General features: G+C 63.7%; 19 protein-coding genes and 1 pseudogene. All 20 read right to left on the reverse strand.

Annotated elements, in window-relative coordinates; translation table 11 throughout:
• Positions 1-36: 36 nt before the first annotated feature.
• Positions 37-1,449 carry an efflux transporter outer membrane subunit gene (locus CAP2UW1_RS06505; protein ID WP_015765861.1) on the reverse strand — a complete coding sequence of 471 codons (1,413 nt, stop codon included), beginning with the start codon at positions 1,447-1,449 and terminating at the stop codon, positions 37-39.
• Complete coding sequence (locus tag CAP2UW1_RS06510; RefSeq protein ID WP_015765862.1) at positions 1,449-2,603, reverse strand: HlyD family secretion protein; 1,155 nt, start codon at positions 2,601-2,603, stop codon at positions 1,449-1,451. Before CAP2UW1_RS06510 ends, CAP2UW1_RS06505 begins: the two co-directional genes overlap by 1 nt.
• A complete protein-coding gene (locus CAP2UW1_RS06515) occupies positions 2,600-3,025 on the reverse strand; it encodes a DUF3302 domain-containing protein (protein WP_015765863.1) in 426 nt (141 codons plus the stop codon). Before CAP2UW1_RS06515 ends, CAP2UW1_RS06510 begins: the two co-directional genes overlap by 4 nt.
• Positions 3,026-3,040: 15 nt before the next feature.
• Positions 3,041-3,172, reverse strand: coding sequence for a CcoQ/FixQ family Cbb3-type cytochrome c oxidase assembly chaperone (locus CAP2UW1_RS06520; protein WP_015765864.1), 132 nt, complete (start codon positions 3,170-3,172; stop codon positions 3,041-3,043).
• Positions 3,173-3,187: 15 nt separating this feature from the next.
• The gene (locus CAP2UW1_RS06525) at positions 3,188-4,783 is read right to left on the reverse strand and encodes an arylsulfatase (RefSeq protein ID WP_015765865.1); all 1,596 of its coding nucleotides are present in this window, start codon (positions 4,781-4,783) and stop codon (positions 3,188-3,190) included.
• Positions 4,784-4,834: 51 nt separating this feature from the next.
• Positions 4,835-5,869, reverse strand: coding sequence for an HAD family hydrolase (locus CAP2UW1_RS06530; protein WP_015765866.1), 1,035 nt, complete (start codon positions 5,867-5,869; stop codon positions 4,835-4,837).
• Positions 5,870-5,989: 120 nt separating this feature from the next.
• The gene (locus CAP2UW1_RS06535; protein ID WP_015765867.1) at positions 5,990-7,714 is read right to left on the reverse strand and encodes an arylsulfatase; all 1,725 of its coding nucleotides are present in this window, start codon (positions 7,712-7,714) and stop codon (positions 5,990-5,992) included.
• A gap of 146 nt (positions 7,715-7,860) precedes the next feature.
• Positions 7,861-8,496: a response regulator transcription factor gene (locus CAP2UW1_RS06540; RefSeq protein WP_015765868.1), complete on the reverse strand. Its 636-nt coding sequence runs from the start codon at positions 8,494-8,496 to the stop codon at positions 7,861-7,863.
• 2 nt (positions 8,497-8,498) lie between these two features.
• Positions 8,499-10,337, reverse strand: a complete 1,839-nt coding sequence (locus CAP2UW1_RS06545; RefSeq protein WP_015765869.1) for a sensor histidine kinase — start codon at positions 10,335-10,337, stop codon at positions 8,499-8,501.
• A 203-nt stretch (positions 10,338-10,540) separates the two neighbouring features.
• Complete coding sequence (locus tag CAP2UW1_RS06550) at positions 10,541-10,936, reverse strand: response regulator (protein WP_015765870.1); 396 nt, start codon at positions 10,934-10,936, stop codon at positions 10,541-10,543.
• Positions 10,937-11,127: 191 nt separating this feature from the next.
• Positions 11,128-11,751, reverse strand: coding sequence for a lipid-binding SYLF domain-containing protein (locus CAP2UW1_RS06555; protein WP_015765871.1), 624 nt, complete (start codon positions 11,749-11,751; stop codon positions 11,128-11,130).
• 260 nt (positions 11,752-12,011) lie between these two features.
• Positions 12,012-12,104 (reverse strand): annotated as a pseudogene (locus CAP2UW1_RS24385) (XRE family transcriptional regulator); the annotation flags it as partial.
• Positions 12,105-12,155: 51 nt separating this feature from the next.
• Positions 12,156-14,357 carry a patatin-like phospholipase family protein gene (locus CAP2UW1_RS06560; protein WP_015765872.1) on the reverse strand — a complete coding sequence of 734 codons (2,202 nt, stop codon included), beginning with the start codon at positions 14,355-14,357 and terminating at the stop codon, positions 12,156-12,158.
• Between the two features lie 77 nt (positions 14,358-14,434).
• Positions 14,435-14,689, reverse strand: a complete 255-nt coding sequence (locus CAP2UW1_RS06565) for a TIGR02647 family protein (RefSeq protein ID WP_015765873.1) — start codon at positions 14,687-14,689, stop codon at positions 14,435-14,437.
• Between the two features lie 71 nt (positions 14,690-14,760).
• Complete coding sequence (locus CAP2UW1_RS06570) at positions 14,761-16,314, reverse strand: protein adenylyltransferase SelO (RefSeq protein ID WP_015765874.1); 1,554 nt, start codon at positions 16,312-16,314, stop codon at positions 14,761-14,763.
• A gap of 87 nt (positions 16,315-16,401) precedes the next feature.
• Positions 16,402-17,379 (reverse strand): YcjF family protein, encoded by a 978-nt coding sequence (locus tag CAP2UW1_RS06575; protein WP_015765875.1) that lies wholly within the window; start codon positions 17,377-17,379, stop codon positions 16,402-16,404.
• A 144-nt stretch (positions 17,380-17,523) separates the two neighbouring features.
• The gene (locus CAP2UW1_RS06580; RefSeq protein WP_015765876.1) at positions 17,524-18,732 is read right to left on the reverse strand and encodes a type II toxin-antitoxin system HipA family toxin; all 1,209 of its coding nucleotides are present in this window, start codon (positions 18,730-18,732) and stop codon (positions 17,524-17,526) included.
• On the reverse strand, positions 18,733-20,436 hold the full coding sequence (locus CAP2UW1_RS06585) for a DUF262 domain-containing protein (RefSeq protein WP_412566858.1): 1,704 nt from the start codon (positions 20,434-20,436) through the stop codon (positions 18,733-18,735).
• Positions 20,433-21,143, reverse strand: coding sequence for an RES family NAD+ phosphorylase (locus CAP2UW1_RS06590; protein WP_015765878.1), 711 nt, complete (start codon positions 21,141-21,143; stop codon positions 20,433-20,435). Before CAP2UW1_RS06590 ends, CAP2UW1_RS06585 begins: the two co-directional genes overlap by 4 nt.
• Positions 21,140-21,577 carry an antitoxin Xre-like helix-turn-helix domain-containing protein gene (locus tag CAP2UW1_RS06595; RefSeq protein WP_015765879.1) on the reverse strand — a complete coding sequence of 146 codons (438 nt, stop codon included), beginning with the start codon at positions 21,575-21,577 and terminating at the stop codon, positions 21,140-21,142. Before CAP2UW1_RS06595 ends, CAP2UW1_RS06590 begins: the two co-directional genes overlap by 4 nt.
• Positions 21,578-21,687 lie beyond the last annotated feature (110 nt).

Raw genomic sequence — 21,687 nt, forward strand, 5'->3', positions numbered from 1 at the left:
CGAACACGCGTGCCAGGCAGATTCAGAATCAGGATCTCAGTCGAGCGTTCCCACATTCGTCGCCGACGCGCTGTCGTAGGTGCCACCCAGCGCCAGCAGCAGGGCGATGCGGTTGATGTGACGGAGCGCGCGCAGCTTGATCAGATCCCCTTCGGATCGGATCTGGTTCGTCTGCAGGTTCGCGACCCACAACAGATCCTTGGCGCCAGCCAGGTACTGCTGGGTGGCGATGCGCACGGCGCCGGTCCGGTTGCTCAGCGAGCTTTCATCGAGCACCGCGCGTCTGGCCAGCAAGGGCTCGTTGGCGAGTGCGGTCTCCACCTCGCGGAATGCCGTCAGTACCACGCTGCCATAGCGGGCGACGGCCTGTGCCTGCTGGGCCGTGGCAATCCGGACCTGCGCCTCGAGGGCGCCGCCTTCGTAGATCGGGATGGCCGCGCCGATGGCCGCCGTCACCAGCCACGGATTCAAGCGCAGCAAGGTCAGCAGGGGGTCGGCCAGGCGCCCGCCCGCAAGCGCGATCGAGAAGTCGGGCAGCAGCGCCAGCTCGGCCGCCTCGGTCTTGCGAAAGGCGGCCAGCACCAGCCGCTCCGTCGCGATCAGGTCAGGTCGGCGCTGCAGCAAGGAAGCGGGGATGCCGGTCGTGATCGGCGGCGGGTCGGGCGCGTAGCTGATGGCGGCCTCGATCTCGGTGGCCGGGTAACGCCCCAGCAGCACTTCGAGGCTACGCCGGACGTCACCATACGACTGCCGCGCGGCCTCGACCGAGGCGAGCGCGGAATCGACATTGGCCTGCATGTCGACCACGTTGAGATCGGTGTCCTTGCCGGCGGCACGCCGCGCCTTGACCAGCCTGAGCAATTCGCTGTAGACGGTGACCGCCTGCTCGGCAAGCGCGAGCAACTGCCGTGTCTCGGTCGCCAGGTACCAGGTCTTCGCCACCGTGGCCGCGAGGGACTGACGCGCCCATTCGTAGTCGAGCGCGGTCGCCTCGTAGGCGGCCTCGGCAGAGGCGCGCTGCGCGCGCAGCCTGCCCCAGACGTCGAGTTCCCAGGAAACGCTGGCCAGCGCCCTGGCGGAGTCGGTATGGCCGCTGTGGTCCTGGTCATGGAGGACGCGTTCGCCGAGCCCGACCCCGACCTGCGGCAGTAGTTGCGCGCCGACCACCAGCACCGTTTCCTGCGCCACCCGGACGCTCTCTGCCACGACGCGCAGGTCAGGGTTGTTGGCGATCGCCTCGGCCACGATCGCGCTGAGCTGCGGGTCATTCAGCGACTTCAGCCAGTCGTTGATCACCGGGCCGCTCTCCGGCGCTGCTTTCCAGGCCGGCGGGATGCGGGTGTCCACGGGCAGTGCGCGGCTGACGACCTCGTCATGCGAGGGCGCGGGGGCCAGCGCGCAGCCGCTGAGCAATGCCGCAGCCGCAGCCGCGAGAATTGAGGTGCGCATCAGCCCGAGAACGGATAAATCCAGTTGAACCACGAGTAGGCGCGCAGCATGATCTTGCGCAAGGGGACGAACCAGCTATCGGGATTGGCATAGATGGCCGCCCGCCCCTGGGTGCCGATCGGGAACTTCGCCTGATCCGGGTCATCGAGCCTGATCGCCACCGCGAACTGACCCTGCGGGCGATCGGTCGGTACGGCCTGGAAGTTCGGCAGCACGCCGCTCGGCAGCATTTGCCCGGCGCCACTGCCCTGCCAGATCGCCAGCACCTTGCCCTTGAAGATCTGTCCCGGGTAGAGGTCGATCGCCGCTTCCACTTCATTTCCAGGCTTCACGTATTTCAGGTTTTCCTGGAAGAAGTTCGCCAGCAGATAGCGGTCGGCGTCGCAGACGAAGGAGGCGACGGCGCCGATGCGCACATCGCCAGCCACCATGCCGGGGCGCGCCTGCAGGTTGATGAGGTAGCCGTCTTCGGGGGCGACCATCAAGGTGTTGTCAAGGTAAAAGCGCGCCTGGTCGAGTTCGGCCTGAACGGCAGCCACGCTGGTGTTGACGCCGTTGATCTCGGAGGTGTAATTCAGGATGGCGCGTTGCTCTTCGGCCTGCGCCTCCTTGATCGCGGCGACATCTGCCGCCACCTGCGCGGCCCATTTCTGAGCGTCTTCTTCCGGTCCGGCACCCTGCTTGGCCAGCTTCGCCGACAGCGCCTGCTGGTACCTGGCGAACTCCAGATGGCTCTTGAGCTTGATCACCTTCTGTGCCGCGATGCCGGTATCGGCCTTCATCACCAGCACGTTCTGCTTCGCCTTGGCGAGTTGGGCTTCCAACTGCCTGACCTGGTACTCGAACATCCGGCGGTCGAACTGAAACAGCGGCTGACCCTTCCTGACCGGCACATTGGGCTCGGCCAGCACGGCCATCAGCAGCGTCGGCTGCGGCAGGCGGGGGGTGAGCTGGATGGTGTGCTGGATGACCTTGGCTTCGGTGGCCAGCGGGGTCATGAAGCGCAGGCCGATCAGGAAGATGATCAGCAGGTGCACCCCGACAAAGGCGGAAATGACACCCCAGGGAATAGTGAACTTGAGCCACTTGAACTTGACAAAAACCGCCCAGACGATGAGGGCATAGCCAAAGACCATGACAAGTCCGGCGATCATGGCTTGCCCTTTTCAACATCGGTCGCGGTCCTCCCTGCTCGCATGGCCTGCTGGTCCGCTTCGGACGCTGCCGAGGACTCCACTACAGCCGCGTGCATCGTTGAAGGCAGGCCGCGCAAACGGGCAATCTCCCTGTCCGTTTCGATGGCCTCTTCACGCGGGAAACGCCGGATATCGACGATGTCGGTCGGCTTGAAGGCCCAGATCAGGGCCTGCATCCAGGGGTAGACGGTCGGCAGCAGGCCGGCATAGCCGAGGTACTTGACCGCCTCGGCTTCCGGATGCTTGCGTGCGATGGCGATGCGTCCCGGCAGGCCCGCCAGGAAGAGCCAGCTCATGATCAAGGCGACGACACACATCGCCAGGGTCAGGAAGGTCAGGTAATCCCAGAGATCGAGATCAAATCCGAGCAGCGCTTCCATCGCTTCGCTCCCGGCTCAATCCTTGCCGTCTTCGAAAGGAATACGTGCGTCTTCCTCGAAGCGCGCCTTGCGCTTGCGACCGAAGGCCCAGATCACGACGCCGATGAACGCGGCGATGATCAGCCAATGATAGAGGCTCAGTTCCACGGTATTCATCCTCGTCTAGTTGTGCGGCGGCGCCAGGGTCTCAAGCTCCTTCAGGCGCTTCATCGCCTGCATCGCCTTCAGCGAGTCGTAGTTGATTCCCGCGGCGTTGAGGCTGCTGCCCTGCTGGAACGGATACTCGGGCAGGGTCTTCAGGAACGCGCCGAGTTTCTGCTGCACCGGCACGAACAGCCAGATGTTGTCCGCGTACCAGCGCAGGTACAGCCCCGATTCATGCGGCGCTTTCTCGTAGGGGTCGGCGCGCAGATTGACGATCACCGGCCAGCCAGGCACGTCGCGCACCGCCGTGGCGATGTTGCCGTTGGTGACCGCGAAGTGCACCTTCCAGTCGTTCCAGCGAACGGCATTCAACTCACCGCCCTGGCCAAAATAGAAGATCTCCTCGCGCGGGCCCTTCCTGGTCTCGCCCCGGAAGTAGGGCAGGAAGTTGTAGCCGTCGAGGTGCGCCTTCCAGGTCTTGCCGTTGGCGGTGTATCCCTGCTTGACCTTGTCGACGATGTCCGGTACGCCCGCTGCCGCCAGGAAGGTCGGCAGCCAGTCTTCCTGCGAGAAGATGTCGTTGACGATTGTTCCCGGCTTGATCGTTCCCGGCCAGCGCACGAGCATCGGCACACGGAAGCCTCCCTCCCAGGTGGTGCCCTTCTCGCCGTGGAACGGCGTCGTGCCTCCATCGGGCCAGGTGCCGGTCTCGGCACCGTTGTCGGTGCCGTAGACGACGATGGTGTTGTCGGTCAGCCCCAGGTCGTCGATCTGCTTCAATACCGCGCCGACCATGTCGTCGTGCTCCACCATGCCGTCAGGGTAGATGCCGATGCCGGTGCGGCCCTCGGCGGACTTCTTCAGGCGCGTCCACACATGCATGCGCGTGGTGTTGAACCACACGAAGAAGGGCTTGCCCTTTCTCGCCGCGTCGGCGACGAACTTCTGCTCGGCGGCGAAGATTTCTTCGTCGACAGTTTCCATGCGCTGTTTGGTCAGCGCGCCGGTGTCCTCGATCTTCTGCCCGCCCTTGCCGTCGCTCCAGGTGTGCAGCACGCCGCGCGGGCCGAATTTCTTGCGGAAGGCAGGGTCCTTCGGGTAGTAGTAGGTCTCGGGTTCTTCCTCGGCGTTCAGGTGGTAGAGGTTGCCGAGGAATTCGTCGAAGCCGTGCACCGTGGGCAGATGAGAGTCCTGATCGCCGAGATGGTTCTTGCCGAACTGGCCGGCGACATATCCCTGCTGTTTGAGCAGGTCGGCGATGGTCGGCGCCCAGGTCGGGATGCCCTGCGGCGAGCCGGGCATGCCGATGGTCAGCAGGCCGGTACGGAACGGATGCTGGCCGAGAATGAACGACGCGCGCCCGGCGGTGCAGCTCTGCTGCGCGTAGGCGTCGGTGAAGATCGCGCCTTCCCGGGCGATGCGGTCGATGTTCGGCGTCTGGTAACCCATTACGCCCAGGTTGTAGGCGCTGACGTTCGAGATGCCAATGTCGTCGCCCCAGATGACCAGGATGTTGGGTTTCCTTGCCGGCGCCTGCGCGAAGGCAGGTACGGCCGCAGCCAGCACCAGCCCGATTGCGGCGGTGATCACGAGGACGAATCGTTGCAGGATCATTTCCTTGCTCCCAGGAGTTGTGCCGTTACTGAATCGGGCGGTGCGCTTGCATCACTCGAAGGCGAAGATCTTCTTCCAGTCGTTCTTCATGCTGATGACCGTCCAGCCCTGTTTCTTTGCCTCGTCGTAGAGCGCCTGCGTGAAGGTGCCGACCTTGGTGGCGGGCAAGCCCTGCGCCGGGCCGTAAGCGTATTCGCGCTTGGCGTCGTCGTGCAGCACCAGCATCGAAAGCCGTGCGCCGTCGCCGGCGTGGGTGTATTCGAGCATCTGCTGGTCGCCCGTCGAGTTGCCGACGGCCATCACCGGGCGCCGACCGATCATCAAGTGGATCGCTTCGGGCTTGCCGGCGTTGTTATCGTTGAGCACCAGCTTCGGTTCCTTGGTCAGGAAGGGCTTGCCGTCCTTGGCGTAACCGTAAGTGGTGCCGCCGGCGGTGCCGATCACCTGCTCGGGCGGGATGCCATAAACTGCTTCAGCGTACGTACGCACGAAATCCTGGCCACCGCCGGTGACGATATAGGTCTTGTAGCCGCTGGCGCGCAGGTACTTCAGCACTTCCTGCATCGGCAGGTAGGTGAGTTCGGTATAAGGCTTCTTCCAGCGCGGATCCTTCGCTTCGGCGAGCCACTTCCTCGCTTCCGCCTCGAAGGTCTGGACCGGCATGCCGGTCAGCGTTGCGGCAGCCAGCTTTTCGAGGTCGGGCAGGGTCAGCTTGGCCATCGCCGCACGATCGCCCTTCAGGATCTCCAGCACCGTCGAGAACGGGGCGACCTTGGCCAGTTCGGGCTTGGCCTTGACCAGCGCCGGAACGCTTTCAAGGATGTACATCACCTGCGAATATATCGGGTGTTCGACCCACAGCGTGCCGTCCTGGTCGAAGGTGGCGATGCGCTCGGCGGGCGGCACGAACTTCGTACTGCCTGGCGTGGTCGTCACCTGGACGAACTCGACGATGGCCTTCTTGGCCGCACCCTCGTTCCAGGAAGGTAGCGGGTCGGTCTGCGCTTGCGCTGCCAGACCCAGCGTCAGCAGCACGCTCAGCGCAAAGGTGCGGGCAAGCGTTGAAACAGAGTACATGGTCTTCATGATTCCAGTTCCTTCGTCAATGGTTGACTATCCGTTATTGAATGGAAACGGACGGCCCTTTCGAGCCGCCCGCTTGGCAGTATCACAAACGCCTTACCAGGCTATCTGAATCCCTACGTCCTAGTCTCCTTTGGCGCGAGCCCTCGCCATTTGTTGCTTGACCTCCACGAGGACCTGCGCCAGGCTGTAGGAGGCCGGGGACTGCAGCGCCGGGTACGGGCCGTAGGACTCAAGTTCCTGCAGCCAAAGCGCCTGGCCGATGGGAATGATGTTCCAGTCGTAGATGTAGGCGGTAACGGGTCCGCCAAGTGCGCCACCCTGGCCGAGGAGGGTTTTCGGTTCGAAACCGACGGACCCCTCGAACGGATCGCGCCGGATGTTGGCGACCAAAGGCCAATGGAAGGTATGTACCCCCATCAGGCCACCGGTGTTGGCCTCGGACGCCATCGCGAAGTAGATCTTCCAGTTCTTGTAGCGCACTGCCGACGGCACCGGGCCACCGTAGTAGAAGAACGCATCGCGTGCCGATGTCGCCGATTTTCCGGTCAGGTAGTCAAGCTGGTTCACACCGTTGAGTTTGGTCTTGACGATGCCGGGATACTTGCCCGCCATGATCTGCTTGTTGAGGTCGTTGCCCTTAGCTCCGCCGGCGATCTCGACGAAGGTCGGCATCCAGTCGTACGACGCGAAGATGTCGTTGAGGACGGTGCCTGGCTTGATGTGACCTGGCCAGCGGATCACCGCCGGAGCGCGCATGCCGCCTTCCCAGGTGGTGAGCTTGCCACCCTTGAACGGCGTGTTGCCGCCGTCGGGGTAGGTGATCACTTCGGCGCCATTGTCGGTGGTGAAGACGACGATGGTGTTGTCGAGCTGGCCCATGTCCTCCAGTTTCTTCAGCACATAGCCGATGTTGTCGTCCATCTGCTTCATGGCGGCTTCGTTGGTGCCCCAGTCCTTGCCACCCTTGGTGCCGACCATGGCCATGTACTTGTCCGACAGCATGGTCGTGATGTGCATGCGCGCCGGGTTGTACCAGACGAAGAACGGCTTGTTGGTCTTCTTCGGGTCGTTGCGGTCGAGGAAGTCGATCACCTTGGCCGAGATTTCCTCATCCACGGTCTCGGAGCGCTTTAGCGTCAGCGGCCCCTCGTCCTTGCAGGTCTGGTTCTTCTCGGTGCCGTCGGATGACGTGCAGGCGAGCACCGGCCGCGGCGGCGTCATGCACAGCGTGGTCTTCGGATCCACCGCACCCGGCACCTCGGCGAGGCCGCGCACCGGCGTGTTCTTGCACGGCGGGACAATGGCCTGCACCGTCGGCGAGCTGTTGATGTCGGGGAAGCTTACGCCCTGCATCGCGTCCAGGTGATAGAGGTAACCCCAGAATTCCTGGAAGCCATGCGCCGTGGGCAGCGCCGCCGAGTGGTCGCCGAGATGGTTCTTGCCGAACTCGCCGGTGGTGTAGCCGAGATCGAGCAGGAACTTGGCCAGCGAAGGCGTGCCGGGCTGCAGGAAGGACGGGCTGCCGGGCAATTGCGGTGGGATCATGCCGGCGCGCAGCGGCGTCATGCCGGTGAAGAAGGCAGTGCGCCCGGCGGTGCAGCTTTGCTCGGCGTAGTAGGTCATGAACTTCGCACCCTCTTGCCCGATGCGGTCGATGTTGGGCGTCTCGCCAACCATCAGTCCTTGATGATAGATGCTCGGCTGCATCCAGCCTATGTCGTCGCCCATGATGAACAGGATGTTGGGCCTCTTGCCCGGCGCCTGTGCCAGCGCGGCCCCCGATGCCATGACCATTGCCACAAGCGCCAAGCCCAGCGCTCGCAGGATACGACCTGAGATTTTCATATGGAATCCCCCTGTGATTGATTCACGAACGTCAAAACGATCTCTAGTGCCTATGTCATTGCTCACAAGACCGAACAGCAGCCTCGCCGCGATGCCCTACGGGTCTTGGCAGCTTACCGCCATCGTGGCTGGTTGAACACTTCCCTTTAGGGCAGGTCGGACGGGGTCCCTTCGAACAAACCTGAGGCCTGCGCGAGTCGTGTGAGTTCGGCCACGGAGTGCGCCTGGAGTTTGGTCGTAATGGCCGTGCGATGGAGCTTTACCGTCCGCTCGCTGATACCCAGGTCGGCCGCGATCTGCTTGTTGAGCCTGCCCGTGACGACGTGCCGCAAGACACCTAGCTCGCGACGCGTGAGGGCAGCGAATCTGGCTCGTAACGCGTGCAAACGGGCGCTTTCTGCACGGCTTCGGGCATTTCGGGCAATAGCCCGATCCACGGCGGCGAGAAGGTCCTCTTTCGGCGCTCGCTTGGTGAGGAAATCCTCGGCTCCCTGGCGCATTGCCTGTACCGTTGAAGGGATGTCACCCTCCCCGGTGAGGAAGACCACCGGCAGCACGTTCGCGCCGCGCTTCAGCGCTTGCTGGAGGTCAAGCCCATCCATTCCCGGCATCCGGAGATCGGTGACGACGCAACCCGCGCCATCACCCAGCTCTGCGAGAAAATCGGCTGCCGATGCATGGGTCTGGACCGTGTAGCCTGACGCCTTCAACAAACGGGCGAGCGCCACGAGAAACGACGCGTCGTCGTCAATGACGTGGACCACTGGGAGCGCTTCGCTCATGCTCACCTTGCTGCCCCGGCCAGCGGCAGTGTAAAGCGGAATGTTGCTCCTTCGCCGGCATTGTTCTCGGCCCAGATTCGCCCGCCGTGCGCCTCGATGATCGTTTGCGAAATCGAGAGTCCGATGCCCATGCCGTTCGCCTTGGTGGTAAAGAAAGGCTCGAACAGGCGTTCGAGGCTTTCTGGCGCGATGCCGGGCCCGCTGTCTTCGATTGCCACCTCGATCTCGCCCTCGCTGTGACGCTGCACCCGCACCGTTATCTTGCGCCGTGCAGTGGGTAGGTCCTCGACAGCATCCATCGCGTTGAGAACGAGGTTCAACAGCACTTGCTGGAGGTGCACCGGATCGCGCATCACCAGCGGCAGTTCAGGGGCGGCATCGATTTCCAGTGCAACTTTGCGGGACAGTGACTCGCTTCGCGCAAGGGCTGCCACATTTGCCAGTTCGTCGCTCAGCGACAGCACGCGCGGGGCGAAGCTGCGGCGCTTCAGCAGCGCCCGCAGCCTGGCGATCACAGCGCCGGCACGCTGGTCGTCGTGGCGAATGTCGACCAGTATGGCCCGCAACTCGTCAAGGTCTGGCGGGTCCTGCTCGATGAACAGTTCGGCCGCCTCGGTATTGCGCAGGATGGCGCCAAGCGGCTGGCTCAACTCGTGCGCGAGCGCTGAGGCGAGCTGCCCCATCATCGACACGCGACTGGCGTGAGCCAGTTCACTGTGCAGTCGTTGCAACTCCAACTCGGTGTCGCGCCGTGCGGAAATGTCAAGTACCACCCCGCGCATCAGGATCGGCTCGCCGCGGTGGCCACGTTCGACCTGCCCGCGTGCTGCAATCCAGCGGATTCTCCCTTCAGGGAGGTGCGCGCGGTACTCGACGTCATAGCCAACGTCGCTGGCCAACGCATCGTCGAGAGCCTGTTTCGTGGGTTCCCGATCGTCGCGATGCAGTGCGCCAAAAAATCGCGCGCGATTGATGTGCTCCGATTCGCTAAAGCCAAACATCGCGCGGGCGCGGCTGGTGGCCCAGATCGTGTCGTGACCCACGTCCCATGTCCACATGCCCAGATCGGCCGCCGCACTGGCCAGGTCCATGCGCCGTTCGCTTTCCCGCAACTGGCTGGCAAGTCTTGCTCCCGCCAAAACGTCGGCGTTCAACTCGATGGACATCGCCATCAGGACGGCGAGGTAGGCCCAACTGATCATGTAGGGCATGTCGAGGACACCAGTCTCCACCAAACCCGCCTGCAAGCCCGCGCACAGAAAGAAGAACGCGATCGCGCCGCCAACAACCACGGGGCGTCGGTCTCCACCGCTGCGTGTCCATCTGACAGATGCATCGGTCACGAACGCGATCTGCGCCAGGACCGCCAGATACGGAAATACATTCCAGGGGTTGGGCACGCCTTCGGCCATATGGAAGCGGACCCCGCCGAAGGTCTCGACCGTTCGGAAACCAGCAACCGTTTGATAGGTCATGCCCGAGCCGGCAGGCGCCCCGGGCAGATAGTCGAACGCCAACCCCAGGGCGTACAGGACCGGAACCGCAACAGCAAGCCACTTGCGCCCGTTGCCGAAATACATCCAGATGAATGCCGTCAGCGATACGAGCATGACGCCGACGGCGATGTCGAGCAGACGCATCAATGCCCACCATTCGGCCAGGACGTTCGTTCGCATCAACGCCAATTCCAGACCGGAGACGCAGGCGACGGTGCCAGCACTCAGTGCAAACAACAGGCGGGCCGCACGCCGGGGTTGTCCGAGGGCAATGCTCAACTCGATCAAGCCCAGAGTGAGGCAGGCGGCGGCCACCATGGGCCAGGTGATGGTGATCCAGTTCATGGCACAGTAGCGGTGGCTTCGCTTCCCCAGTCTGCGGGACGCAGTCTGGCGCCGACCGCGACGATTCTACGCCTGCAATCGGCCCATGCGCATGCTTGCGGTGCGTGTCTGTCGGGGATCAGGGTCAGAGATCGCAGCGGGGCCGAGCGATCGCGGGAGGAACAGGCAGGGGGATTGACCGCGCGATGTCGGCCTGCGACGCATCATTGCCCGGGGGCAGGCGATGCAAGCACACGGCGAATCGCGGCGAGGATCTCGCTGCCGGCATCCGTTTTGTGAAAATAGCCCGCACACGGGCCGGCCATCGCTTCCGCGCGCACCCTGGGGCCGTCATGGGCGGTAACGAAGAAGACAGGTGTCGCGATGCCATCGGCCGCAAGTTGATTGCGGAGATCGACCCCGGACATCCCCGGTAGCTGAATGTCGACCACGAGGCAAGCAAATCGCGGCCGCTTCATGTCCGCGCAAAACTCTTCGGCGGAGGCATAGGCAACTGGCTGCATCCCCGCCGCGCGCAAGAGGCGTGCAAGCGCACGGCGAAGACTCTCATCGTCGTCGACGACACCCACATACACCTGATTCAGGCCAGCGGTCAGCATGGTCGTGGAGCGTACCCGGCGCGAGGCGCTTGGGCTACTGCCCTTTAGGGTAGTCAAGGGTTTCCGGCTCTTCCTCAGCATTGCAGGGCCAGCGCTTGCCGAAGAATTCGTTGAAGCCGGGGCTGCTGCGCCGTCCCTGGCTACCCCTGTCGATTGGCGAATGGATAGACTTGTGGCGCCGCCGCTGTTCCTCAGTTGAGGTCGGCATCCTTGAAGAATTTCGTCCCCGACACGCTGAGCGTCGCGGAGAGCCCGGTCTCCGTCAGTTGATACAGGTACACGCCCGGGGCCACCGAGGCGGCGCCGGTAAACATGGTGCCCTGACCGCCAGCCATCGCCGAGAGGTTGGCCTGGCCACCGAACTCCCAGCCCTGGTCAATGAAGTTGCGCAGGGCCTGCTCGCTGGCGAAGACGAAGATCAGGCGACTCTTCGCGACGCCGAATCCCAGCCCGCCCTGCACCTGCGCCATCTGCATGAAGGTCTGACGACCGGTCATGTGATTGACCACCATGCCCTTGCCGGTCGTGCCGCCGGCAAAAAAGAGCTTGATGCCGAAGGTGCTGAACACCGCGTAGCCGGCCGAACGCTCGATCGCAGGCCGCACCCCCGGCGCGATCTCGTACAGGGCGCTCAGTGCATCCTGTGACATCTCCCGAACCTGATGCCTGGCCTGGATGACCTTGCCTTCATTGGGAACCCCCTGGGGCAGGACGTTCTCGACATCCTTCATCGGGTCCCAGGACCACTGCTGGGCGGCGAGCGGTGGTGCAGCGAGGCAAATGGCTGCAACGAACATTGTCAGGCGTGCTTTCATGTGTTTTCCTCCGGAGAGCACCTTGTGCTTGGTTGATTGCCACGAGAGAGATACCTCCCGTCTGAATTCGGACTGTCCTGTCGGACGTGTCCTACAGCGGAGTCTACTACTTGTGCCCGCACGCTGACGCTGTCTTCCCTTCAGGGCAGCCACAGGTTTCCGGCCCTACGTCGGCGTTGAAGTGCCAGCGGTCGCGGAAGAGTTCGTTGAAGCCGTGCGCGGTCGACAGGTGCGAGCAGCGCATTAGCCGGCAGCCCGGGTTACGCCACGTCCAACTCCACATGCACGCGCCTGCCCAAGGCCGTAGCCATGTTTACCAGGGCATCGAGAGAGAAGCGCGACACGCGCCCGCGCGGTGCCGGAAAAGCTCCGACTCGTTGATTCCTCGTCGGGGCAACCCGTCATCAGGGTGTTCCGAGGAACAGATAGAGATTCGAGTAGCCGCCGGTCGAGCCGGAACTCGAGTAACCGTAACCCAGGTATACCGGACCAAGCGGGGTTTCGCCGCCGAGATAGATGGCGCTGGAGTTGATCCAGCCTTTCAACTCGGTTTCCGTAAAGGGTCGGCCGACCTTGGCGGCCTCGAGCGCGACACCCAGACGCATGTCACCGCGCAAGCCCAGCGGCAGGCGGCCGATGATCCTCTCGGCCCGCACGCTACCGTAGCTCATGTCGTCGCCCTTCAACTGGCCGACGGCAAAGGCGGTCATGTTGAGCATGCCGCCAAGGTTGCCAAGATCGTAGTAGGGAAGCTTGCCGATCGGCGAACCCTGATAGCTGAGGCGGGTGCCGAAAACCCAGTCGCCGAGGCTGGTGTAGCCTCTAAGATCGGCGTCGAGTTTGCTGTAGTCTTCGGTCTGCGAGTCGAAATAACGCGTGTTGACGGACCAGCCCTTGGTCGGGAAGTAGAGGCGATCGGTCTGATCCAGGGCGAGCGCGGCAAACCAGCCGTTGTAGTCCTTCGACTCCTCCGGGAAGAGTGGCGATCCGGTATCGATTTGAGCCTTGTACCAGGTTTGCTGCCAGCCGGCGTGGATCTGGCCCAGCAGGCCGATGTTGATGCCGCCGCTCAGCCGTACGTCGGTCTGCGTGATCCGGTAGTCGGCGAGTTTGTCGTTGTTCTCGTAAATGCCGGTGGAGCGGTTGCCGAACCGGAAGTTGGTTTCCAAGAAGTAGCGCTGGCGCTCGTCGAGCGGTTGGTAGTAATCGACTCCGACGCCTGATCGCGAACCGATCTCCCCGAAGGCAAGGATCTCGCCGCCCAGGCTGTTGAGCCAGGTCTTGTTGTAGCCGAGGCGCAGCGTATAGGTCGAGTCCACCTTGAAGTTGGTGTCGAGGTTGACGCCATAGCGGAGGTAATCGGGTCCCCAACTCTTTTCCACGGGCGTCACGCGCAGCACATTGCGGCCGCGCAGCGTGTTGTCCAATGCGTAGTCGATGTTCTCGTAGTAGCCGTCGCCGTACGCGCGCAGCAGGTCGCTTCTGACCACGTCGGGGTCGATTGCCTCGCCGGGCCGGGTCTCCAGATGGCGCTCGATGACCGCTGGATTGACCCGTTGGAGACCGGCGATCTCGATAGCATCGATCTTTGGCGCGTCGCGCCGGGCGATCTGGATGCTTTCCGACCAGGCGGCATAGGCGGTCTCGCTGACCGCCAGCGGACGCAGGCGGTCAGCGAGTGCTTCAGCGGCCCTGGCGCCGCGGTCAGCCGTTTCCGCGGTGCGCTTGAAGTCACCGGCCGTGATTCCTTCGAGATCGGGCTTGATATAGATGTCGGTGGGTTTGAGCGTCGCCAGCGAGCGGCTGACGTTCTGTTCGGTCAGGATGTTCACCATCTGCGCCGACACGCTGAGCAGCGAGCCGATTTCGTCTGCCTTGAGCAATGGCGAGCCGACATTGACGGCAATGACGATGTCCGCCTGACAGCGTGCCCGCGCTTCGCCGATCGGTACGTTGTCGACCAGACCGCCATCGACCAACTTCTCGCCGTCGATCTCGACCGGCGACATCAGGCCGGGGACCGACATGCTGGCGCGCATGGCCCTCGACAGGCTGCCCTCACGAAAAACCACACGCTCGCCATTGACGATGTTGGTGGCGATGATCGACAGAGGCAGCGGCAGCGAAGCGATTTCGCGTTCGCCAAGATAGTCGTAGATCAACTGGTTGAAGAACAGCTTGATCTTTTGCCCGGTGACGATCCCGCTCTGATAGCGCATGCCGTCCGCGCTCACTCCGGTCTCCGACGCCGGCAGGAATCTCTTGTCGCGAGCCTTCTTGCGAAAGCTCTGTTGCGAAAAGGTCGGGTCGTCCTGGAAGAGGTCGTCCCAGTCCGCTTTGGCCAGTTCCTCGCGCATGATCTCCGGTGTCAGCCCGCCGGCGTAGGCGCCGGCCACCAGACCTCCCATGCTGGTGCCGGCGACACAGTCGACCGGTACGCGCATTTTCTCGAGCACTTCGAGAACGCCGATATGCGCCGCGCCGCGCGCGCCGCCGCCACCGAGAACGAGGCCGACACGCGGTCGTGGCGTCTCGGCGGCGCTGGCGATGCAGCCGATGGCGAACAGCGCGAGCAGCAGCAAGTGCCGGCAAAGCATGCGTTTCATGACTGGCCTATTCTGGTTTCCGGATCGGCGTTCGCCATTCCTCGTCTGGCGCGGGTCGTCCTGGTCAGGCTCAAAGGCTAGCCCTTGCTGCTCGCGGGGAGCGAAGTGAGAATCGTCAGTGCGGCTTGCACGTGTTCGGCGGCATCCCGGCCGAGGCTGGTGAGATAGCCGCCATCGACCTGCGTCAACAAGCCCTTGGAGTGCAGTCGCTGTGTTGCCGCGATGATTGCCGGGGCGGCCGTCTTGTGGATCTTGATTCCTTGCTGGGTGCTTGCCAGATCAAAGTGGACCAGGGTATTCAGTTCATCGACCAGATCGGGCGTGAAAGGCATGGTGATTCCTCGTTCGGCGAAACCGGTGTTTCCGGGGGGCTCCATTTTAGCGCGCGCAGCACTCGAGGGCCTCAGGAACTGCACGAAAGCGTCGAGCAACCGGCCCTGTGCCGGGCCCAATCGGGTCGCTTGGCGCTGAACGCTGCGCACCCTGCCTGCTCCACATAGGGGTGGCGCAGCACGTCGAGGAGATCATGGATGCGCTGCGTGTCGCCCTGTTCAGCGCGGTCGATGGCCTGTTGCGCGAGGTAGTTGCGCAGCACGTAGCGTGGGTTGGCGGCGTTCATGCGCGCTGCTCGGCGTGCCGCCGGCTGAGCGTCCTGGCGAACCCGAGCCGCGTAGCGCGTGAGCCAGCGCGAGACAGGCGCGGAGAAGCGCAGGCGCAGGTCATCACGATAGAAGGCGCTCTGGACAACATCAATGGCTGGATTGTCGATGTCCAGCGAGGCCAGGCACCGGAAAAACTCGGTCATGTCGATTTCCGCCTGCCGCATCAGTTCGAAAAGTTCCTCGAGCAGGTCGGCATCGTCATGGTGCCACTCGCACAGACCGAGCTTGCCGGCAAAGGCCGCGCAGAACTCGCTCGAATAGACTTCGTCGTAGCGTTCAATGCCGGCTGCCAGTTCGACCGGCCGCGGCGTCAGCATGGCCAGCGCGTCGGCCAGCCGTTCGAGGTTCCAGCGCGCGATCGCCGGCTGCCGGGCAAAGCAGTAGCGCCGGCTCGAGGCGTCGGTGGTGTTCGGCGTCCAGCCGGGATCGAAATTGTCGACCCAGCCGTAAGGCCCGTAGTCGATCGTCAAACCGAGAATCGACATGTTGTCGGTGTTCATCACGCCATGGACGAAGCCGACGCGCATCCAATGCACCATCAGGCGGGCGGTACGTTCGCAGACTTCGCCGAACCACGCGGCCAGGCTCGGCTCGGCGCCGGTCACGAGTTCGGCGAAGTCGCGCGCGATCGTGAAATCGACCAGGCGCTGCAGCAACTCCCGCTCGCCGCGCGCGGCGAGCAGCTCGAAATGCCCGAAGCGGGTGAACGAGGGGGCGACCCGGCAGACCACGGCACCGGGTTCGGCGACCGGATGGCCGTCGTAGAACATGTCGCGCACGACCGTTTCACCGGTAGCGACGAGACTCAGGGCGCGGGTGGTAGGCACGCCGAGGTGATGCATCGCTTCGCTGCACAGGAATTCGCGGATCGACGAGCGCAGCACGGCGCGTCCGTCGGCTCGCCGCGAGTACGGCGTCGGTCCGGCGCCCTTGAGCTGCAGCTCGAGACGCTGCCCCTGGCGATTGACGGCTTCGCCGAGCAGGATGGCGCGGCCGTCACCCAACTGGCCGGCCCACTGCCCGAACTGATGGCCACCGTAGCAACTGGCGTAGGCGGCCATCCCCGGCAACAAGGCGTTGCCGGCCAGCGCGGCCAGCATCTCCGGCGCCGCCATGGCTTGTTCGTCGAGACCGAGCGCTGCGGCGACCTCGCGCGAATGGGCGAGCAGGGTCGGTGCGGCGACCGGTGTCGGATCGACCGGCGACCAGCAGGCGCCGAACACCTGTCGCGGCGCGTTGTGTCGATCGGTGTCGCCGGGCAGGTCGCGCAGGAAGCGATTGTCGAAGTTCAGCATTGGCGCGGGGCATCCAGGCAGAGGGTCAGTCGGCAAGGTGTGGCGGTGGACTGGTGACCGCCGCCGGTCGCAACGGGTGCGGAGGACTCAACCCTGCCTGACCATGTCGATGATCTTCGCCGTATCCAGCGATCGTGCCTGTGCCTGCATCTCGGGCAGATAGCGCGCCTGCAGACCCTTGGCTTCGCCGAGCATGCTGTCGAAGCTTTCGCGCAACATCTGCGCCGAGAAGCTGCGGCCACCCGCGTAGTAGCGCCTGGCGACATGGCCGAGTGCATAGGTGCTGGCGAAACTCATGCCGGAACTCACCGCCTGCTTGCCGAGGCCACCGAGCATGCCGCCGCCGATCTTGCCGAGCAGGCCGCCGAGCAGCTTGCGGCCCGCTTGTTCGAGATACTGCGAGGTCAGCCCGACACCGAGGGTGGCAAGGAAATCCTTGATATGCCCGCGATCGAGTTCGAAGCCGTAGGATTTGCCGATGCGATAGACCAGCTTCATCTGCAGCGGGATGATCGCCATCGTCGACAGCGATTCGGGCAGCAGTTCGAGCGCGCCGTTGAGGATCGCGGCATTGAGAATGGCCTTCTCCATCTCGGCCTCGCTCATCGTCGACGCGTGCTCAGCGACGGCGAACACGGGCGCGGCCGGTGGCTCGTCAACGGCGCTGTCGGTTGCCGAGGCACCGACCGGCAGCGCAGCGATCGCCTCCGCCTGGCGCGTATACGCGGCCGACTGCTGCACATCGAGAGCCAGCGCGTGGCGCAGGTCGGCGAGAAATGCCTGTTCGGCAGGCGACTGCACGCCGTCGGCATCGCAGACGCAGACGGCCATCTCAAAGGCGAGTTGACGCGCTTCCGGCGAGGTCAGCGCGGCGACTGCCGACGGCATCGAGACGCGCTTGAGCAGCACGTCCTGATAGAGGGCGGCAAGGTTGATCGATGCTTCGCCGGCCAATGCGTCGGCGATGCGCTTGAGTTCGGCGCGCTCGGATTCGTCCTTGTTGCCGTCGGCAAAGGCAGCCATCAGGCTGAGCGTGAGGATGGCTTTCTGTTCGTGTTCGTTCATGCTGGGTCTCCTGGAAAGTGTGGCCTTTGGGCAGGACGAGTATCGACAAGTTCCGGTGCGCAGGCAAGGAGCGCGGGGTCGGCCGGCGGATCTACAATGCCAAGCAGCCGCTGTGCAGTCGGTTCCTGCCTCAGAGGGCAGGTGTCAGGTGCCCGCGGAGAACAGCGGTACGCGTGCGAGGTGAGAGGAAAGGCGGTCGCGCGCCTGCGCGGTGTAACCGAAGTCGCCGCGTGAGGCGTGCCATGCCGTCATGATCGCTTCTCCGACGCGCTCGATCCGGGTAGCCATCAGCGCTTCGTCGTCGCCAATCTTGCGCGCGAGGCGCAGGAACGATTCGTGAGTGACGTCCTGCCAGCGTTTCGAACGCGCGAGGTTGAGCGCCAACTGGTCGTCGGCCTTGTACTGAACGGTCGATACGAAATCGTAAGCGGGCGCAAGTCGGGCGTTGGCGCCGTCTGGGTAGATCAGGCTCCAGTTCTTGAGGTGGGCATCGCCGTTACCAGAGGCAATGACGAAAACCAGTCGCCGGATGAATTCGTCCAGTTCCGATTCTCCCGCGAGTTTGTATACCAGGTTGGCCAGCGTTTCGTAGTTGTAGCTGGCGTATTTTTGCTCGGGGTAGAGCCCCAGAATCTGCGCGAAGTCCTCGATGTGAACGCGCCTGCCCGGCGACGGGCGGTCGAAGCGGCGGACAGCCAGAGCCGTTTGACCTCCGAATGTACTGGCTTCCGACGGTAAGCCAGAAATCTCGGCAACCGGAATCAACCGAATTTCCGGGATATCGATGCCGCTGGCCTTTGCCCAGAGCATGGTTGCCTGCTCGTTTTCGGGCACACCTGGAAAGCGGGCGTCCGGCAACTTGACGATCCAGTCGCCGCCGGTGCCGCTGACCGGGATGGTCAGTCCGCGCCCTTCGCGTCGGGCGGAAAACTTGAGCTGTACTCCGGCCAGCGAAAAATGCCAGTCGCTTTCGCCGGCGTGCCCTTCGGTCGCCTGAAGGGTTGCGTCTGCGGTTTCCGGCAACGCCTCGTCGGCCGTGATGCGAACGGCACCGGGCAAATCCTCTCCCAGGTGATGGAGGAGGAAGAACTCGCGATATACCGAAACACCGGCCTGGCGGGCAATCATTTCGCGCAAGGGACCTTCCGGTAGCAGATTGGAAAACCATGGCGGTGTGCGTGATCGGGAGGCATGCACCTGGTCAGGATCGTCGAGAAACTGTTGCCCAAGTATCGGCCTGGGATAGGCTCGCTTGTACGATTCGACGAGCCTGAACTCGCAGCCGTCGTTGCGCGTCAGGTTCAGTTGCCCGACGTGGATGTCGTTGATCCATACGCCAAGGTTGTGCTCCATTCAGCCCTCCTCGTCGTCGACGATCAGCGACGCGATCCTCGGCCGATCGGACTCGTCCCAGCGGGCATGGCGAGCGAAGAATAGCTCTACGAGCGGCCGCATCCACTCGGCGCGCAACTTCAGGAAAGCGGCGCTATCGCCGTCATCGAGCGCCCGTCGAACGGCTGCGCTGATGCCATGCGACAGCAGGAGGCGGGAATCATCGATTCCGACCAGCACGCGGCGTACGCCCCTCTGGTGTGGCGGATGGATGAGCCGGTTGGCTGCCGATTGCAGCGCTTCCTCAGCTTTGCCGGCACGCACTGGAAAGATCTGCACCAGTGGTGATGAGTCATGGCCCGAATGGACTTGGCTCATGAGTCGCCCGGCGGCCAGCCTGTCGCCGGTTACCAAGTCGCGTGGTTCGAGGCTAAACAGGGCAAGGGCCAGCAGCTTGCTCGCCGCGAAGCGGAAATTGAAGCGATCGGCGACGTCGGGTATTGCCGATGGTTTTCCGCTGACCATCTCCAGCATCCCATTGACGGAGCGTTCCTCACTTTCCGGGAGAATGCGCGCCAGGGCCTTGCGCGTCGAAACGGTATCTCCCTGGTGAGCGCCATTCAGCGCGCCGCGCCAGATCCAGCGTGCCAGCAGTTCGCGCGATCGCGGCGACGGTTGGGGATGGAGCTGGAAGAACCTGCCCAGGGTCACGAACGCCTGCTTGTAAGGCAGCAGGTCGTAATGGGGGATGCCTGCATCGCTCTTGAGGAACTGGATAATCTGGCTTGCGGTGGCCGCCGTCAACCGGTACGCCTGTTCGGCTTCCTTGTCAGTCAGGCGTGGCGGGTCGCTGCGGGCGCTTTCCACGACCGGTAGCCCGAGCAGAACGCGCAGCAGCCGGTGCAGAATTCTTTCTTCGATTCGCCCGAAATCCAGTTTTTCCAACTCGGAAGAAATCTGTGTGATGGTCGCTGGCCGGCTCTGCAAGCGCGAGCCGTTGAGCGCGTCGAAAACGTCGGAATCGTCAAGCGACTTGCCGGCCGAATTGATCCGATTGAAGATGTCACGCAGAATGGCCTGGTCGTCGCTGCGGACAATGTAGGCGGGGATCTCGTATTCGCGTAGGCGCCGGCCCAACTGGATTGCCGTGTCGCGCCTTTGCCGACTGCCGGGCGCGGCGGCGTGGTCGAGCAACCATTGCATCAGCTTTTCCGCGTCAAGCACGACGGTCATTGGCAGCCAGCGCGACGGATCGGCGCGGCGCTCGCCGATGGCAGGAGGAGCAACAAAGTCCGCCGCATCGAGGTCGACGTACAGGGCGAAGTCATCCGAGTCCGGGTCGGCAGCGAGCAATGTCCGGGCAAGGGAGACAATTCGCTGCTGACCATCGACCACCCACAAGGCATTCGGCATCTGCGGAGCAGGCAGGGCGAGCGATCCGAAACGCACTTCGCCCGCCGGCGCCGCTGCTTCCCAGAGCAGCAGCGTTCCCACCGGATAACCCCGAAAAAGGCTTTCCAGCAGGAGCCTGGCATCCATGCGGTCCCATTTGAGGCCGCGCTGGAAACTGGGAATGCGAAGCCGGCCGCTTGCCACCACCTCCAGCAGGTCCTGGACGCTGAAGGTCCGCGCTTCCGGGCGTCTGTCGAGCAGCGCGTTGCTTGTGTGGTTGGCCGCGGTCGTCATGGCTGTGGTCGGGTTGACATGTTCGGTCGATTGTTTCACAAGCCTCTTGTTTCTTGGCGGTCCAGTCTCTCCACCTGGGGTTGCCGGTTGCCCGCCCAGGTCAGGCGAAACGACGCGGCGCGGCGTGGATTGCCGACCAGCGCCGGCCGGAAGCAGGCGAGGTTGGTGCCGCCGGCGCGGCGCACGCTGGGGTAGATGACTCCCAGCGAGCCGGCGTCGAGCAGGCGTGCCGCGAGACCCTGCGATGCGACATAACTGGCGGGGTCGAGACAGGCGGCGAAGGCCGGCGCGGCGCGCAGATCGTGGAACTCGCTGCTGAAATCGGCGAGCAGCTCCTGGTAGTTGACGCTGTCGTCGAAGCGGTCGATTTCCTGGTACTCGACTGTCTTGTGGAAAATGATTTCGGCCAGTGCCGTTTCCAGTTCGAAAGCGCAATACCAGGCGCCGCGTTCGCCGTCGTTGAAGCGGCTGCCTTCCGGGCGCGGGTAGGTGAAGGCGGCATTGACGATGCGGAAGTTCGGCACGCCGAAAACCAGCTCGTCGACGCCGATTCCCGGCAGGCCGCCGCGCTCGCCGATCAGCCTCTCGTTGGTGGCGTTGTCGAGTTCGAAGAGGTCGCGCAGGTGGTCGAGGTTCTCGGCGATAGCGGTCAGTACCGAGTCCTCGCGCTCGGCAAAACGCGACGGAATCAGCCGCACCGTATCGATCTGGCGCAGGTGCGACAGGCTCGGCAGTGGCGGGTTCATATGCCGCCGCGCCGCGCTTCGAGCAGTTTGCGCACGGTCTGCATGGCCAGCAGGCCGCCGCCGAGCATGAAAGCGAGCGGCGAGCGGCCGGCGAAAACCCGGTTGCTGTTCGGCAGGCTGACCCACTCATCGGCCAGCTTGTCGCCGTAAAGGATGTGCAAAGCCTTGTAGATGCCGATCAGGTAGGAGATGCGCGTGATCCGGTCGACTTCGAGCAGCCGGTCGGGGTTCTTCTTCCACTCGTAGAAGGCGCTGCTCGACAGGCCGCCGAGCAGTTCGCGCGCGTCTTCATCGCGCAACCGCCAGGCACTTGCCAGATTGAAGAAACCCTGCAGCGCCGACTTCGAAAGGCGCTCGCGCTCGGCGCGCGCGTTGAGATCGACAAGCGTTGCCGGTTCGAAGCGGCTGGCGGGGTAGGCATAGGCAAGGTTCATCGGTTTCTCCTTCTAAGGATATTTTATACTCCGTTTCTGGAATTGCAAGGGAGTCGGGCACTGTTGTGCCGTGTTGCCGGATGCCCGCGAACCGAAATTGACGCGGGTTT

Origin of the sequence: Candidatus Accumulibacter phosphatis (genome assembly GCF_000024165.1) — a bacterium.
In the GTDB taxonomy this organism is placed as follows: Bacteria; Pseudomonadota; Gammaproteobacteria; order Burkholderiales; family Rhodocyclaceae; genus Accumulibacter; species Accumulibacter phosphatis.

Bases quoted from the DNA above. Each gene is read 5' to 3' on its own strand.
- CAP2UW1_RS06505 (WP_015765861.1), bottom strand. From the start codon at position 1,449: ATGCGCACCTCAATTCTCGCGGCTGCGGCTGCGGCATTGCTCAGCGGC.
- CAP2UW1_RS06510 (WP_015765862.1), bottom strand. From the start codon at position 2,603: ATGATCGCCGGACTTGTCATGGTCTTTGGCTATGCCCTCATCGTCTGG.
- CAP2UW1_RS06515 (WP_015765863.1), bottom strand. From the start codon at position 3,025: ATGGAAGCGCTGCTCGGATTTGATCTCGATCTCTGGGATTACCTGACC.
- CAP2UW1_RS06525 (WP_015765865.1), bottom strand. From the start codon at position 4,783: ATGATCCTGCAACGATTCGTCCTCGTGATCACCGCCGCAATCGGGCTG.
- CAP2UW1_RS06530 (WP_015765866.1), bottom strand. From the start codon at position 5,869: ATGAAGACCATGTACTCTGTTTCAACGCTTGCCCGCACCTTTGCGCTG.
- CAP2UW1_RS06535 (WP_015765867.1), bottom strand. From the start codon at position 7,714: ATGAAAATCTCAGGTCGTATCCTGCGAGCGCTGGGCTTGGCGCTTGTG.
- CAP2UW1_RS06540 (WP_015765868.1), bottom strand. From the start codon at position 8,496: ATGAGCGAAGCGCTCCCAGTGGTCCACGTCATTGACGACGACGCGTCG.
- CAP2UW1_RS06545 (WP_015765869.1), bottom strand. From the start codon at position 10,337: ATGAACTGGATCACCATCACCTGGCCCATGGTGGCCGCCGCCTGCCTC.
- CAP2UW1_RS06550 (WP_015765870.1), bottom strand. From the start codon at position 10,936: ATGCTGACCGCTGGCCTGAATCAGGTGTATGTGGGTGTCGTCGACGAC.
- CAP2UW1_RS06555 (WP_015765871.1), bottom strand. From the start codon at position 11,751: ATGAAAGCACGCCTGACAATGTTCGTTGCAGCCATTTGCCTCGCTGCA.
- CAP2UW1_RS06560 (WP_015765872.1), bottom strand. From the start codon at position 14,357: ATGAAACGCATGCTTTGCCGGCACTTGCTGCTGCTCGCGCTGTTCGCC.
- CAP2UW1_RS06565 (WP_015765873.1), bottom strand. From the start codon at position 14,689: ATGCCTTTCACGCCCGATCTGGTCGATGAACTGAATACCCTGGTCCAC.
- CAP2UW1_RS06570 (WP_015765874.1), bottom strand. From the start codon at position 16,314: ATGCTGAACTTCGACAATCGCTTCCTGCGCGACCTGCCCGGCGACACC.
- CAP2UW1_RS06575 (WP_015765875.1), bottom strand. From the start codon at position 17,379: ATGAACGAACACGAACAGAAAGCCATCCTCACGCTCAGCCTGATGGCT.
- CAP2UW1_RS06580 (WP_015765876.1), bottom strand. From the start codon at position 18,732: ATGGAGCACAACCTTGGCGTATGGATCAACGACATCCACGTCGGGCAA.
- CAP2UW1_RS06590 (WP_015765878.1), bottom strand. From the start codon at position 21,143: ATGAACCCGCCACTGCCGAGCCTGTCGCACCTGCGCCAGATCGATACG.
- CAP2UW1_RS06595 (WP_015765879.1), bottom strand. From the start codon at position 21,577: ATGAACCTTGCCTATGCCTACCCCGCCAGCCGCTTCGAACCGGCAACG.